Source organism: Myxococcales bacterium (genome assembly GCA_023898405.1).
Taxonomy (GTDB): Bacteria; Myxococcota; UBA727; order UBA727; family JABDBI01.
In genome coordinates, this window is record CP060221.1 from 1,493,804 (window position 1) to 1,508,967 (window position 15,164).

16 protein-coding genes are annotated in these 15,164 nt (G+C 38.5%); 10 read left to right on the top strand and 6 right to left on the bottom strand.

Annotated elements, in window-relative coordinates; translation table 11 throughout:
* Window positions 1-114: 114 nt before the first annotated feature.
* Both feoB and H6731_06795 read right to left on the bottom strand, forming a co-directional pair.
* A complete protein-coding gene (feoB, locus tag H6731_06790; GenBank protein USN49975.1) occupies window positions 115-2,208 on the bottom strand; it encodes a ferrous iron transport protein B in 2,094 nt (697 codons plus the stop codon).
* A gap of 4 nt (window positions 2,209-2,212) precedes the next feature.
* Complete coding sequence (locus H6731_06795; protein ID USN49976.1) at window positions 2,213-2,458, bottom strand: ferrous iron transport protein A; 246 nt, start codon at window positions 2,456-2,458, stop codon at window positions 2,213-2,215.
* A 137-nt stretch (window positions 2,459-2,595) separates the two neighbouring features.
* Here H6731_06795 and H6731_06800 point away from each other — a divergent pair, with 137 nt between their 5' ends.
* On the top strand, window positions 2,596-3,747 hold the full coding sequence (locus tag H6731_06800; protein USN49977.1) for a tetratricopeptide repeat protein: 1,152 nt from the start codon (window positions 2,596-2,598) through the stop codon (window positions 3,745-3,747).
* A gap of 195 nt (window positions 3,748-3,942) precedes the next feature.
* Window positions 3,943-4,533: a hypothetical protein gene (locus H6731_06805; protein ID USN49978.1), complete on the top strand. Its 591-nt coding sequence runs from the start codon at window positions 3,943-3,945 to the stop codon at window positions 4,531-4,533.
* A gap of 82 nt (window positions 4,534-4,615) precedes the next feature.
* On the opposite strand, the gene H6731_06810 is transcribed toward H6731_06805, so the two are convergent.
* The gene (locus tag H6731_06810) at window positions 4,616-5,371 is read right to left on the bottom strand and encodes a histidinol-phosphatase (GenBank protein ID USN49979.1); all 756 of its coding nucleotides are present in this window, start codon (window positions 5,369-5,371) and stop codon (window positions 4,616-4,618) included.
* A gap of 195 nt (window positions 5,372-5,566) precedes the next feature.
* Between H6731_06810 and H6731_06815 the strand changes: the two genes are divergently transcribed.
* From H6731_06815 to H6731_06835, 5 genes are all read left to right on the top strand, one after another.
* Entirely contained in the window at window positions 5,567-5,866 is a 300-nt protein-coding gene (locus tag H6731_06815) for a zf-TFIIB domain-containing protein (GenBank protein USN49980.1), read from the top strand.
* Window positions 5,867-6,135: 269 nt separating this feature from the next.
* Window positions 6,136-6,249 carry an insulinase family protein gene (locus H6731_06820; GenBank protein ID USN49981.1) on the top strand — a complete coding sequence of 38 codons (114 nt, stop codon included), beginning with the start codon at window positions 6,136-6,138 and terminating at the stop codon, window positions 6,247-6,249.
* 15 nt (window positions 6,250-6,264) lie between these two features.
* The gene (locus H6731_06825) at window positions 6,265-7,347 is read left to right on the top strand and encodes an insulinase family protein (protein ID USN49982.1); all 1,083 of its coding nucleotides are present in this window, start codon (window positions 6,265-6,267) and stop codon (window positions 7,345-7,347) included.
* A gap of 2 nt (window positions 7,348-7,349) precedes the next feature.
* A complete protein-coding gene (locus tag H6731_06830; GenBank protein ID USN49983.1) occupies window positions 7,350-8,840 on the top strand; it encodes an insulinase family protein in 1,491 nt (496 codons plus the stop codon).
* A 314-nt stretch (window positions 8,841-9,154) separates the two neighbouring features.
* On the top strand, window positions 9,155-9,577 hold the full coding sequence (locus H6731_06835; protein USN49984.1) for a hypothetical protein: 423 nt from the start codon (window positions 9,155-9,157) through the stop codon (window positions 9,575-9,577).
* A gap of 39 nt (window positions 9,578-9,616) precedes the next feature.
* On the opposite strand, the gene H6731_06840 is transcribed toward H6731_06835, so the two are convergent.
* Window positions 9,617-9,979, bottom strand: coding sequence for a TfoX/Sxy family protein (locus H6731_06840; GenBank protein ID USN49985.1), 363 nt, complete (start codon window positions 9,977-9,979; stop codon window positions 9,617-9,619).
* A gap of 101 nt (window positions 9,980-10,080) precedes the next feature.
* Here H6731_06840 and H6731_06845 point away from each other — a divergent pair, with 101 nt between their 5' ends.
* Entirely contained in the window at window positions 10,081-10,470 is a 390-nt protein-coding gene (locus tag H6731_06845) for a hypothetical protein (GenBank protein USN49986.1), read from the top strand.
* 56 nt (window positions 10,471-10,526) lie between these two features.
* On the opposite strand, the gene fumC is transcribed toward H6731_06845, so the two are convergent.
* Complete coding sequence (gene fumC, locus H6731_06850) at window positions 10,527-11,918, bottom strand: class II fumarate hydratase (GenBank protein ID USN49987.1); 1,392 nt, start codon at window positions 11,916-11,918, stop codon at window positions 10,527-10,529.
* 71 nt (window positions 11,919-11,989) lie between these two features.
* Between fumC and H6731_06855 the strand changes: the two genes are divergently transcribed.
* On the top strand, window positions 11,990-12,673 hold the full coding sequence (locus H6731_06855) for a CYTH domain-containing protein (protein ID USN49988.1): 684 nt from the start codon (window positions 11,990-11,992) through the stop codon (window positions 12,671-12,673).
* A gap of 173 nt (window positions 12,674-12,846) precedes the next feature.
* Window positions 12,847-13,971, top strand: coding sequence for a hypothetical protein (locus H6731_06860; protein USN49989.1), 1,125 nt, complete (start codon window positions 12,847-12,849; stop codon window positions 13,969-13,971).
* On the opposite strand, the gene H6731_06865 is transcribed toward H6731_06860, so the two are convergent.
* The gene (locus tag H6731_06865) at window positions 13,965-15,149 is read right to left on the bottom strand and encodes a DUF1343 domain-containing protein (protein USN49990.1); all 1,185 of its coding nucleotides are present in this window, start codon (window positions 15,147-15,149) and stop codon (window positions 13,965-13,967) included. The two genes, H6731_06860 and H6731_06865, sit on opposite strands and share 7 nt — an antisense overlap.
* Window positions 15,150-15,164 lie beyond the last annotated feature (15 nt).

A 15,164-nucleotide genomic window follows, 5' to 3' on the forward strand; every position in this document is an offset into this window, starting at 1 on the left:
GCGCTGGAAGCTCTTTTTACTTAAAGTGTGATAGATGCTCCATATTGCCCATCCCAATGCCATCAAAACTAACCACTGATCTAATATCTCCCACATAAAAGCTCCCTTGCTCGGCTAAAAAAGATTGCCAATCGCATAACTTAGTAGCGCTAATAGATAGGCAGAACCTGTCATCAGTAGGAATTGTAGCAAGGTCCAAACCAATGAACCGGTTTCTCTGTGGGTCGTGGCTAAAGTGCTGATACATTGCATAGATAAGGTAAAGAAAACCAATAGGCAAAAACCAGATAATGGGGTGATATTTTTTTTAAATGCATTTTTGAGGTTGTTGTCTTCTTCATTTTGCAAGCCATACACCACGGCCATAGTGGAAACAAAGACCTCTCTTGCCAAAAAACTTGCCAAAATACCAATGCTCACCTGCCAGTCGAGCCCCATGGGAGTAACGAGTGGTTCCATAGTTTTGCCAATTAATCCTGCGTAACTATTTTCGAATTTTACCTTTGTGGTACTTAGTTCTGCCACAGAATTTTCTGGCAGAGGCGGATGGTGAGGCTCAAAGTGAAATAAAGCCCAAATGAGAATGGTAGAGGCTAAAATAACGCTTCCTACATCTCGTACAAATAAGTGGATACGCTCTACCACTCGTTTTATCAATGAAGAAAGTTGAGGCATACGGTAAGGAGGTAATTCGATAGAAAGTCCCTGCTTGTGAGAACTCTTAATAATTTTTGACAATACATATGCTGAAAACAATGAGGCAATAATGCCTAAGGCATACATGGCTAAGAAAATAAGAGCGCCTCTATTCAAAAAACCAAAGAAAGGCGGGTAGGTGCTGAATAATGCACCTACAATTAAGCCAAAAACAGGCAGGCGGGCCGAACAGGTAAGGAATGGGGTAACCATGATAGTTATGAGACGTTCTTTGCGATTACCGATAGTACGAGTAGCCATGATGGCGGGAACCGCGCAGGCAAAACTGCTCAACATAGGAACAAGAGAGCGTCCGCATAATCCCACTTTTTTTAAAGAGGCATCAAGCAAGTAGGTTGCTCTTGCCAAATAACCGCTGTCTTCCAACAGGGCTAAAAAGAAGAAAAGGAGGGCTATTAAGGGGAGAAAAGATAAAATACTGCTCACTCCGGCAAAGACACCATCAATCACTAAAGACTGGATCATTGAGCCTGCAGGAAGAAGGTTGTTTATAAGGTTGCTCATATAGCCAAGACCGCTTTCGAGTCCATCACCCAAAGGTTGCGCAATAGTGAATAACGCTTGCAGTAAGCTAACGAACAGCACAAGCAAAAAAGCGGATCCTAGTACAGGATGCAGTAAAAATTTGTCGATTCTATCAGATGTTCGCCGGATATCGTTGACACCGGTTTTAATGTCTTTGATCCAGGTATCGATTCTTTGAAAACGTTGTTCAGGGATGCTTGCAAGTAAGGCATCGAGCTCGCTCCTGTTATGTGCTGTCAGATGTAGATGGGAAAGATCTTTTTCGTTGCGGCCAAGTCGAGCGCATTTTGCAAGTCGATAAAGAACAATATTGTGATTGCGAATCAAGTCTGGATTATTTTTGATGTGCTGGGGGAATCGCTCAAGGTTTTTTGGAGATTGCGCAAGTTTATCGATCAATTCCTGCGAAAGGCTTTTAAATAGCAGAGGTTGTTTTTTAATTTGAGGTGTGAGGGAACCTGAAAGAACTCCATCAATGGTTGTTTTCAGGTGTGTGATACTCTTTTGATCAAATGATGAAACCGGCACGACATAGGAGCAAACGGATTTTTTTAAAACATTGAGAGATTGAGTTTTTTTAAGTTCTGGTTTTTGATCAATCATAGTCAGCGCTATGATTGTTTTAAAACCAAGCTCAATAAGCTGCGAATACAGATAGAGTCCGCGTCTAAGCTCAGTAGCATCAATGACCATCACGATAAGGCTTCGATCTTTGAGACTTTGAATATCCCCCATCAAAGCTTTGACGCTCAGCTCTTCTTCTTCTGATGCTGGTATCAAACTGTAAGTTCCTGGTAAATCAATAATATCTACCTGTTCTCCGTTAAGTCGTGTGATCTTTCCAAGCTTTGCTTCTACAGTTATACCTGGGTAATTTGCGACTTTAGTGTGAAGTCCGGTCAGCGCATTGAATAAGGTTGATTTGCCAGAGTTGGGGTTGCCAATCAAAAGTACAGGGCCGGTCATGAGTTTAACTTTGTTGTGCGGTTATCGTTAAAAATTGATTGGCCAGATCATTTGCAATACACAAACGACTGTTGTTGAGTGCCAACTCAATTGCTCCAATAAGACGATCATTTTGTAGTACGGTAACCCGCGCACCTCGGCACAGGCCCATCTCTAGGAGACGGTAAACGTCGGAACGCAAGGGAGACAGACAGCGAGTGATTTGTACACAGCTGCCAAGCGGAATACTTTTAAGCGGTTTTTCTTCCACGTTTTCCTCCTTTCTTAAACGATTTTGCAAATCATTCTCAATTAGGCAATACCCGAATGGCTAAGTGCTTTTATTCTTCGTACTTCATGCTAGCAATTTTTTCATTAATTTTTTAAGCAGTTTCGAGGGATTATTAGATGAAAATAAGATTTTTGGCGCTTTTTTCGCTTTTCCTGTGCAATGCTTGCCAGCGTAAGGCAGCTTTGGGGCCGGCTGCTGATACTATGTCTAATGTTGCGCCACCGCCCATGGGAGCCAGTGTTTACAATGATGAGCTTAAGAAAGAGGTGGCTTTATTTGATAATGTGGTAAACCACCGTCTCGATCAAAGACAGCTAAGAAGAGTGGTCAAAGGTCTAATGGATGGTGATCAAAAACTTTTTTCCAAAGACTCAAAAGATGCTGATCTTGTTAAGCTTTTTTTAAGTCTTCCAGAGTTGATACGATCTTTAGATACACTGAGTGATAATCGGAAACTGTGGCTAAAGGCGAAGTTGCTTTTTCTTAGAAGGCGCTTTGTTGAAGCAGCTATGTACATGAGTGAAGTCCTAAAGAATGAGCCTGATTTTATAGAGGCTCGTAATTGGCGCGCTCGGGCTATATTTTTTTTGGGAAACCCGGATTTAGCAGTAAGCGAGCTTAAAAAAATTGTTGATGAAAGCCCTAAGGATTCTGAAGCCAAAATGGATGCGCTTTATTTGATTGGGGCCATAATATACGAAGCAAATGACCTTGATAAAAAGCGTATTAGTATTGGTATTGAGGCATGGCAAAATTATTTAGCTCAAAAAAAATCACAGCCAGAACTAAAAAATGAACTAGAGGCGAGTATTGCTGATTTGAAGTTGCGCCTGGAAGGTCAAAAAAATGTTGTTGAAATTCGCGATCCTTTTTCGCCTCATAAACAAAATAGCCCTCAAAAAAATGAAATTCTAAAAGCTTTTCAAGAACAAAAATTGCTGCTTTGTGAAGAGTTAGCTAATCAATTTTTGGCAAAAAATTATGATGTCGATGTGTCTATCGTAAAAGCTCGTACCTATTTTATAACCGATAGGCTTGATGAGGCTGTGGGTCTTTTCGAACAGATAGTGCAAAAAAAAGCTGACTATGCCCCTGCGTTCCATTATCGGGGAATGGCATTTATGATGAAGGGTAATATTGAAGAAGCTATCGCCAGTTGGAAAAAAACCTGCGAACTCGATCCTCACTATGCTAAGGCGCACAATCTAGAGCAGCGGATTGCTGTAGCTCAAAACATGACCGGCCAAATAAAAATTCCAACGCATTAATGGTGAGATACTCGAGGAGTTATCCCATATTTCTCTTATCGAACGGAATTACTTTAGAGACTGTTTTGAAAGTATTTAACAAATGATTTTTGAGGAAATTTTTTCGCAAAATCAATGAGAAATTTGCTGATAATATCCACTTATTCCACTTTTTTTGCTGAGTGCTGTATAAAAGGTTTTTCAAGGAGAAAGAGAATGCAAAAAGCAATCAAAATATTTTTTATATTATTTTTTATATTTTTTGGACAGATTTTTGGGGGTGAAATAAAAGAGCCTTACAAAAACATGTCAATCTCGCTTTTGGGAGGCGGATCTTTCCCTTTGATTGGAGGAGGTGCTTATGGAGGAGGTGTTCGCTTTGAATGGGCTTTTTTGCCTGCATTAAGCGGTCTAGTTCATGCTGATTATAGAGAAATTTATTATGGAGGTTTTTCTGAAAGTAGTCAGTTTAGAACTATGTCAGGCGGTTTAGGAGCGCGATTTTATTTTTCTCAGCTCTTTTTTCGGCAAAATTTAATGAGCGGCTTTTATATTGAAAGCCTTTTGGGTACAGGTTTGGCTTTTGAACAACCAGGTTTGCTTAGAGGTGTGATTCAGTCACGCAATCAAGGGCTTACTATCGCTTGGTTTAATTCGATTGGTTATAATCATGCTTTTGATTTTGGTTTAGTCTTAGGAGGTGGGATTGGCTTTTCCTCAAGAAGCTTTTTTGAGCCTATAAAACAAAAAGGCTTAATTGTTCACCCTAATCCCGAGCTTTTATTACAAGTCGGATATAGTTTTTAAGCTCAACTTTGGCCGAAATTTTAAAATTTTTCAGAGTTGAGCATTTATTGAACTCGGCCAAAGCATTGATTTTCTCCTCACTTTAAGAACTGCGATTCAAAATAGTGTGCACCTGGTCAAAAATACTTGGATGAGCGCAGACGGCGGAGGTTCCAATCACGGGATCGCCGCCCGTGAAAGTTGTGATTTTTGCTCCGGCACCTCTTACAACGGGAATAACTGGTAAAATATCCCACGGTGCCATTTGCGCATCAACCATGATGTCTGCTTTACCGCTGGCCAGCACAAGGTAACCAAATCCATCGCCCCACGTTCTAAAGAGTTTAACTTTTTCTAAAAGATCTTCGAAGCCAGCTTTATTGTGCAGGCGTCCCACCTTGAGCATGTCTGTGCTTAGCATTGTTGTTTGAGAAATATCTTTTGGGATTCTCATTTGGGTGGGTTCATTATTGAGCCATGCATGCGTATTATCTCCCTCGCACCGAAGTTTTGCCACAGGTTGGTTAATTGCACCTAAAATTGGCTGCCCATTTTTGAGAAGTGCGATTAGGGTGACAAAAAGCGGAACTCCATGAATGAAGGCAATGGTTCCATCTACCGGATCGAGTACCCAAACATATTCGGCATTGGGATTTTTGCTGCCGTATTCTTCACCGATAATCCCATGATCAGGGTAGCGATCTTCAATGAGCTTTCGCATAATTTTTTCTGATTCTTTATCGGCCAGAGTAACCGGAGTGTTATTTGCTTTTATCTCAACTTGATAATTTCGTGTATGAAAATAGTGGCTGATAACTTCGCTTGAAGCATCTAAAAGTTCATTCATAAAACCGCGCATTATTGACCTCTGGTAAAGAAAAATTTTTTTTGATCATCTTGACTGCGATAGACACCATCGCGAAAGATATGAACAAAACTTGTTTTTCCTTTTCGAAAAATCGAAAACATCAAATGTTAAGCTTTAATATGATGTCTTTTAAAAAATTCTCTAGTAAGGGATAGAATAATTCCTTAATTAGCGAGGAGATCATCCATGAAAAAATCAAAAAACTTAGAAGAAGAATATTTTGTCAATGAAAGCGCGAGCTCAAGGCACAAGCTTCAACATGAAAAAATCAAAAAAAATAAAAAAGCTCATGATGAAGAGCTCAAAGCCTTGCACTATATGAAATGCCCAAAGTGTGGTCACGATTTAGAAACTAAGCGCATCAGCTATGTGGATGTCGATCAATGCAGTAGTTGTGGGGTGATTGTACTGGAGCCAGACAATGTAGAGCGCTTTATAGCTGAAGAACGATCAGTTCTTAAGTCATTGATTGATTTTTTTAAGTAAGTTAATGAGCCCATGCAGGCTCACAACAGGGTTGGTTTTAATATGTATGGAAAATTATTTTTTGCTTTTTTTTCATAAGTTTTATAGCAAATGCAAAGGTTGAAAACATAAAACCTTCAACTAGTGATAAAAAAGTTGAAGCGGATTTAAAGAAAAGCCATTCCAAAAAAAATAAAAACAGGCATACGAATCCTTTTATCGCTAATAAAAAATATCAGTTGGAAAATGGGCTGACCGTAATTTTATCGGAAGATCACTCAGCACCTTTTGTGGCTGTTAGTGTTTGGTACAACGTTGGCTCAGTCAATGAACAACCTCATCGCACAGGATTTGCTCACCTTTTTGAGCACCTTATGTTTGAGGGAACGGCACATTTTGGCTAAGACGATTTTTTTAAATTGCTTGATGGAGTTGGTGGGGCATTTGCTATCAATGCTTCTACCAGTTTTGATAGAACCAACTACTACGAGACAGTGCCGAAAAATCGCTTAGAATTAGCCCTTTCCCTAGAAGCAAGTCGAATGACTTTTTTGACTATTGATCAAGAAAGGCTTGATGAACAGCGTGAAGTTGTAAGAAGAGAACGAGAACAACGTTATGAGACTTCACCTTATGGTTTGGCAAACCTAACGCTGTGGCAAAAAATATTTCCCCAAAGCAATCCTTATCATGGCTATGTGATCGGCTCTCACAAAGATTTAGAGGCGGCAACTTTGGATGATGTGAAAAGTTTCTATGACCGGTATTATGGCCCAAGCAATGCCACTTTGGCGATAGTTGGTGATTTTGATGAAGTAGAAGTCAAAGCTTTGGTTGCTAAATATTTTGCAACCTTGCCCAAAACAAAACGAGCATCTACTCCCATAATTCCGCAAGTAAAGATTGAACGTCAAGAGATCATACGGGTGGATGAAAAGCTTGGTCAATTGCCGCTTTTGCGTATGCAATGGATAACACCATCTATTTTTAAAAACGGCGATGCTGATCTTGATATTGCATCTATTATTATCGGCAAAGGTGAAAATGCCCTGCTTAAAAAAGCTCTCACCAGAGATAAATCTTTGGCTAATCAGGTTTCGGTCTATCAACACTCAATGGGGCAAACATCAGTTTTTACCATTGATGTATTGCTCAACCCAGGAGTGGATGAAAATCAAGTTATCGAGGAAATAGATCGGGTGATTGCACAAGTCACAGCTGGTAATATTGAAAAAAATGATATTGAACGCAGCAGAAATTCTATTATGACTAACTATTATTTTGATCTGCAGGAGTTGGGAGGAGGCTCTGGTAAAACAGAACTTTTACAAACTTATAATCACTACACCAATGATCCAAGTTACATGCAAAAAGATTTAGCTCGATATAAAGCAGTGACTGCTCAAACTTTGAGTGCAACTGTTAAGCGCTGTCTCAAACCCAATCAACGAAAAATACTTATTGCCGCCCCAGAAAATATTCATGTAGCTCAAAGGAATTAGTTATGAAGAAAAATATGATCAAAATTTTTGTAGCTTTAATTATTTTTTCTTTGACAGGATGTAAATCTATCCCAGTCAATCCTCGATTGGCTAAAGAGCGAGAGCAGTTGCTCAAAGAAGAACAATGGCGTCATCAATTGCCTCTAGAAGAAAAAGCAGTTGTTGCTCCGGTATTTCCTACAGTAAAAAAAGCGAAGCTAAAAAATGGCTTATCTATCTATGTGGTGGAAGATCATCGTCTGCCTATAGCCGAAGTAAATCTAGTGTTCAAAAATGGTTCTGCTCGAGATCCAATAGGGCAATTTGGTTTGCAAAACTTAGTGAGTCTCATGCTTAAAGAAGGCACCAAAAAATTGAGTTCTCTAGGGTTAGCCGAAGCTTTTGCTCAGTTAGGTACTCAAGTGAGTGTAGGAGTTGGCAAAGATTTTTCTCAGATCTCTGTGGGAATATTAAGTGATAAGATGAAAGAAACAGTCAAACTTCTTGCATCCATGGCGCAAAATCCTCGCATGGAGCAAAGTGATTTTGATCGCGTAAAATTTCAGCAGCTCAATTTCATTACCGCAAGTCAAGCAATGCCTAACTACGTCGCTCAAGTGAGTTTTTTAAACACTGCTTATGGGAAAAATCATCCTTACGCTCATCCAAGCAAAGGTACTATTGACTCGCTTAATCAGATCACGCTCGATCAGGTAAAGCAAGCTTATACTCAAAATTTTGGACCGGATAATGCGGCACTCATTGTTGTTGGCGATGCAGATTTAGCGAGCATAAAAAAAATGGCCAAAAAGAATTTCTCTAAATGGAAAAAAATAAATTATCGCACATTGGAAATTGCTGCGCCTGCCGCACACAAAGAAATGACTACCAATCTTATTGCACGCCCTCATACGCCTCAAACTTATTTGTTGGTGGGGAAACCCGTGGCAACAATGAAAGATCAAGATTTACCATCCTATTCTTTGTTGCAGCAAATCTTGGCTAGTATTCCATCCAGCAGACTTGATAGCAATTTACGAGAAAAGAAAGGATGGACTTATGGGGTTGCAAGTTCAGTGAATCCATTTCAAGGCTTAGGGCCATTTTTTGTCACTACTAGTATTCGAGTTCCCTTTGGGGCTGATGCTTTGGGAGAGATTCTTAAAGAATTTGAGATGTTAAATACTACACCAGTGAGCGATGAAGAACTCAAAGCGGCAAAAGTAAGCCAGCTTGACTCATTTGCTAGTCGCTATTCGACGGTGCAAAAAATTTCGGACATAGTATCTGAGCAGTTTCTTTATGATTTACCTACAGACTATGACGAAAAATATTATGAAAAAATTAAAGCCGTTACTAAAGAAGACATCATGACCGTGGCCAAAAAAGCATTTAATAAGGAGCAGCTGACTGCTGTTGCGGTAGGAGAGCTAGAAGTAATGCAAGTTCCTTTGGCAAACATGAAAGTGGGTAAAGTGATTGTCGAAGGCGAACAAGAGCACAGCAGTAACTAGACTCAGCTCAATTAGAATTTAATTCGCAGTGGAGACAAAAAATAGTGTCTTTAGCTGCGAAAAAATTTTAATAGCATCCCATCAGATAAGAGACGCTGATGGTTGCTCAAGTTTTTCTAACAAAGCAGAATTTTCTTTATAATATTCGAGTCATGTTGTGATGTATTGAGCGTTATTTTTTTGGCAATACTTGTAAAAATTCTGCAAAAATCGATAGCGTTCTTTTTCCAAAGATTTTTTTAACAAAAAAAGATCTTCTGCTCCCTCATAATATGAGTGAGAGTTTTTTGCTCTCGATATGAAAAGGGAAATTCATGATAAAAAAATACTTATTATTATTTTTTGGGCTATTTTTTTCTAAGGCTGCATCTTTATCGCCGTGCAGAAATTTGGAAAATAATAGTTGCTGGAGCGTCGTAAATAACAGCAGAAAAAAAATCAATATTTCCTGTAGAGAACCTCGAGAACATAATCGAGAAATTTTTTCTGCCGCTATTGATGCTGGTCAATTATTTTCGGAGCAATTTCCTAGAGGTTGGAGCGATGGTTTGGGTTTTAATGCTGCTCCTTTAGATTGTCGACTTGAGTTTGCCAAAAATGGGGTTAAAGAGCTAATCATTCCTCGGATGGGGCTGGGAGCTCGAGTTAAATTTAACTTTGACTCGAATGATAGTTTTTTTGTTGTTGTGCATAATTATTGGGATAAAAAAAATAAATATCGTTACGATGCTGAATAATTTTGTACTTTAGAGCAACTTTTACAACGAGAATCTACATCAAGATTTTTTTTCTTTTTTGGGCAAAGAGTTTGTATAGTCAAAAGATTTTAAAAGCCATGCATGCAATTTTTTCTTATCGTCAATGATATTTTTTGATAGCGCAAGATATTCTTTCATAATACGGCCTTTCATAGGTGCAAAAATATTTCCTTGTTTGCTATCCAGCGCTTTTTGTCTCTCCAAACTTGGAAGACGAATTGCAAAATTTTCTTCATGAAGCCCTGTCATCATATTTCCATTTAAAAAAGCGCAGGGATAACCAAACATTTTTCTAAGCTCTACGGAAGGAAATTCCTCCATCGATGAGTAAAAAATTTCCTGTAAATCTTGTGGGGATTTTTTCCATATTTTTTTGTTCATTTTTTAAACCTGTAGACTAGGATTTTTATTTTAAAATTTTGAGAATAAATATTGTTAATTAATTATATTTAGTTATTGAGAAGTCAATAAGGTTTAACATAGTGAAAAATGCTAACAGTTTAGGCGTGAATATTTTTGAACAACTTCGTGTACCTAACTCCCTTAAACTTATGAAGAAAAAACTATTTTTATTATCGACATTGTTTTTAATCTCTTGCAATAAAGAGCAAAACCCACAAAGCATAGACAGTGTGTATGCATCTATGAACAAAAAAAGTTTTAGCCCAGGCGAACGCGAATTTGGCTATGTGGTAATTGCAGATTCAGCCTATTACCTCGATGGCCCCTGGCAAGGACGTTCACCTGATGGAAGCATAGCAGCAGGGACAAAAGTAAAATTAATTAAAGAGGTGGGGAGTTATCAGCAGGTTTTGGATATGCAGGGAAAAAAATTCTACATTAGTTCAAATTCTGTGCAAAAAATGCGCTAGCTTTTAGCGTCATTTATTAGGAGCCTAAGCTCGCTTACGCGAGCTTAGGCAATTATTCAAAAGCTTGGCTGTATCATATTTTCAGGACGAACACGCTCGTCAAATTCTTTTTCGCTCATTAAATTCATATCCAAGCATACTTCTTTTAGAGTTTTATTTTCTTTATGAGCAGTCTTAGCAACCAAGGCGGCCTGATCATAGCCTATATAAGGAGTAAGGGCTGTCACCAGCATGAGAGAGCGGTTTTTAAGCTCGTTGATTCGAGCCATATTTGGCTGAATCGATTGAGCACATTTTTCATCGAAACATTTTAGAGAATCACTTAACAGTTCGATGGAGTTTAATAAATTTTTCATGATGACCGGTTTAAAAACATTGAGCTCAAAATTACCTTGTGAGCAGGCTATGCTGATGGCTGTGTGATTTCCCATCACCTGACAAGCAACCATTGTAGCAGCTTCGCTCTGGGTAGGGTTTACCTTTCCAGGCATGATGGATGATCCTGGTTCATTTTCTGCAATAAAAATTTCCCCGATACCTCCTCGAGGTCCACTAGCCATCCAACGAATATCATTTGCAATTTTCATAAAAGCACAGGCTAGGGTATTTAAAACTCCTGACAACAAAGCGCAGGAATCATGAGCAGCCATGGCACAAAATTTGTTGGGAGCACTTTCAAAAGCGAGTCCAGTTTTATGAGCGATGATCGAGGCTATAGTTTTGGCAAAATCATGATGAGCGTTGAGTCCTGTTCCAACGGCAGTGCCACCCGCCGCCAGCTGATAGATGAATGGCAGTGTCTCTTGAAGAGCTTTTTCGCACATGCGCAACTGGGCTGCATAGCCACTCATTTCTTGGCCTAAACTTATGGGTGTTGCATCCTGTAGATGAGTGCGCCCCATTTTTACGATGTCTTTAAAATCTTTCGATTTATGTTCAAAGGTTGTGGCTAGCTGATTGATGCTTTTCAAAAGATTAAATTTTACTTCCATGGCAGCGCTTACATGCATAGCTGTCGGAAAAATATCATTAGTGCTCTGGCTGAGATTGACATGGTCATTAGGGTGAACTGGAGATTTTGCGCCCAATTCTTTTCCTGCAAATTCGTTTGCTCGGTGGGCGATAACCTCATTCATGTTCATATTAGTTTGGGTGCCCGATCCGGTTTGCCAAATTTTTAAAGGAAATTGTTCAGAAAGTTTGCCATCGATAATTTCGCTGCTTGCGCGCACGATCAAAAGTGTTATTTCTTCACTCAGACGTCCAAGCTTGTTGTTCGCGAGTGCTGCGGCCTGCTTGGTTATTGCCAAAGCCCTGATAAAAGTTTTTGGCATAAGCTCATTGCCGATAGGAAAATTCTCTAAACTTCTTGCAGTCTGTGCACCATAGTAAGCGTTTTTGGGCACATTAACTTTTCCCATGCTATCTTGATCAACACGATACTCCATATTCAGCCTCTTTTTTTGAACGCATAGAGCGTTGATGTGGTTAAAAAAACAAAAGTTTAAGGTTATATCCAATGAAAAAAGAAATTGAGCTCAAATATCGCCTGGCCTCCAAAGCAGATTTTGATCACTTTTTTCATTTTCTAGAACCTATGAAGAGCGGGCGCATTTTGGTTCTTAGGCAAAGAAATATTTATTTTGATACACCAAGCCTATCCCTCAAACGAAATGGTATAAGTCTTCGATTGAGAAAACAAAACAATTCATATCTTATGTGTGCAAAGCAATCATTGGCTGATAAAAAAAGCAAAAATAATTTATCGGTTCGTTTGGAATATGAAGAAGAAATCAACCCAAGCATAGCTCAATTATTGGAACAACAATTATTGTCTCCTATCGATGCCTTTTATCATTTGTTATCGCCTAATCCTAAGGATCAAGAAACAAAACTTTTGCTTTATGGAAGTATGCTTAAAGCAGCTAAGAGCGGTCTGCAAATTATTGGTTCATTTTCCAACTTAAGAATAATTTTGCCTGTTGTGATTGATGAAGATTTTATAACTTTTGAGTTTGATCATGTAAGTTATCCTCAAAATCAAGAGATATTTGAGGTAGAGATAGAATTTTCATCTGAAAAAGAAGTGAGAAAATATCGTGAGACGGTTGAAAAATTATTTCGCCAAGCCCAAGTAAAAACTTACAAATCTTGTTCCAAATCATCAAGGCTTTATAAAATGGTTTTTGGCAAAAAAATTTAATAAGACAAAAAATATTTTTCTAAGTATTTACGTACTTGTAAGGTTTATCCTTTGAATTTTAAAGCGCTGAAGAGGAATAATGAGGTTCATCTAATGTTTCTCTAATGTTGGCATAATTGCAGGGAGAAATAATATGCTACCCGACAAATTTGCCTCTGTAGGTATTTAGTTCAATGACATTTCTGCCATCCATATTATTTTTTCTTGCATGCTCATTATGGGCTGGTGGAATCTCGTATAATCCCTTTTTACTTGAGTACAGTGAACTTTCTGAAAATGGACAAGCATCTCTATCGTTTGAAAAAATTAAATTGTTTGAAGTGAGTTATGAGCTAAAGCAGATAGTCAAGGAACAGCTCGAAAATGCCCGCACGGGAAACTATAATTTTATTATCTTTTTTTCTGGAAGAGAAAACAAAATTGAAAATGAAGTTCAGTTACTTGCTAAAGTTCATGTTGATACTCAGTGTCTTGCTGGGAATTACCAGCAATTATGGCACGAAGATATTAAATATCAGAGCAAAAAATTTTTTGGTTTTCCAACTGTTTCTTATCGAGTAGCTCAGCAATGGAAAGAAATTAAAATCATATCGCAAGAAGTCATGTCTGAGCTTGTTGAAAAAATTAATTATGCCAAGGAAAAAAAATGCCATCTGTGGATTGATTTATTGTTGTTAGAAAAAATTAATCGCAAAAATTATATTATTGCCGTTCAAAAAATAATTATTTTTGATGAAGACCATAAAAAGGATAATTGTTTGCTCAATTTTCTGGTAGATGAAGCGCCTGAACAATTAGAGAAATTAAGTCCTTATGAACAAATAATAATTCAAAATAACAATGCACCTAACTTTAAGCACTATATTCAAGAAAGAATAAAATGGGCGCTCGAGAATAATCGATACATTTTTTTGGACAGAGCAAGATTAATACAGAGCGAGAGCTTTGAGCAGATCGATGAGTTCTTGATAGTGAGCAAGGAAGAAGTATGTCATGAATGGCTTAAAGTTCCTTTCGATAAAATTAATTTTTTTAATAAAAAGAAAGACGAGGCGAGCTTTATAAGATTTTCTATGGGCGAAAAAGCATATTTGGCTCATTTGCATACCCATAGTGTGGAGATGCATGCCTCTTACATCATTGCTCAGGCACACAAGGAAAAAAGAGAAGTTCTTCTCAATGTCGCCGCCTTGAAAAGTAAACGGCTACAAGAGCTTATGAACGTTAAATATTTGATGGTGCTTGGTAACAAGAGCAAAAGGCAAACTCACTCGAGAATTTGCCAGAAAGTTTATTGATAGTGAAGATAGCGGAGCCTTTTTTGTTTAAATCTCATCTCACTTTCTTGATACATTTTAAAAATATCCTCAAGGCTATTTTGGTTTTCTAATTTTTTCAGAATCGATTCGCTGCCCAAAAGAAGATCGATTGCGAGCCTATCGGTTTCAAATTCATAAGCTTCATGTCGCCAGTCAAACCCTTCAAAAGACATAGCAGCTTTTATAACGCTCAGTGCAAAGCGCAGCGGCCTAAAACTTTTTCTATCAAGAACGTGTATAAAAATTCCGTTACAGTCTTGATCGGCAAATTTATGAAACTTGGGCTTAAATGAACAAGGGCGAACTTTTACTCCAGGATTATCAAAATGATCGATGCGTTTTTTAAATTCTAAAGCATCAAGATATGGTGCCCCTACCAAAGAAAAAGGGGTACAAGTTCCTCTGCCTTCGGAAAGATTGGTGCCTTCGATCAGACACATGCCAGGGTAGACCAGTGCGCTCTCTAAGCTCGGCATATTAGGAGAAGGAGAAATAAAAGGAAGATTGATTTCGTCAAAATAAAATTCTCGTCGATAGTTTTTCATCCAAATAATTTCTGTGTCAAAATTTATGCCGAGTGCATCCTGCACATAATTTACCAACTCGCCCATGCTAAATCCGTGCCGGTTGGGCAGAGGGTAGGCTCCCACAAAAGAAAAATGAGTTTTTTCAACCAAGTTTCCTTCAATATCGATGGCATTGATGGGGTTTGGTCTGTCTATCACTGCAAGTTTGGTGTTGGTTTTTTGGCATGCAGCCATGGCCCATGCAATAGTGCAGTGGAAAGTGTAGTAGCGGGAACCGATATCCTGCAGATCGCACAATAAAATATCCACATCTTCCAAGTGCTTGCTTTGTAATTTTAAACTTTCTTTGTGATCGCCATAAAGGCTGATGATGGGAAGTTTTAGGCGATCATCAAAAGCCTCACCCACATGCTCCATATCCTGCATAATTCCGTTAAATCCGTGTTCGGGAGCAAATAATTTCACAAGTTTGACGCCATCTTTTAGGGCAAGGGGCACAATGTGATCAAGGTTTTTATCTACACTTGCTTGATTAGCCAAAATTGCTACACGTTTGCCTAAAAAGCGGGAAAATCCCTCTTTAACTAAGACATCGAGCCCGCTATCAACTTGGTATTTCTGACTAGACATTGTTTCCTCTTTTTT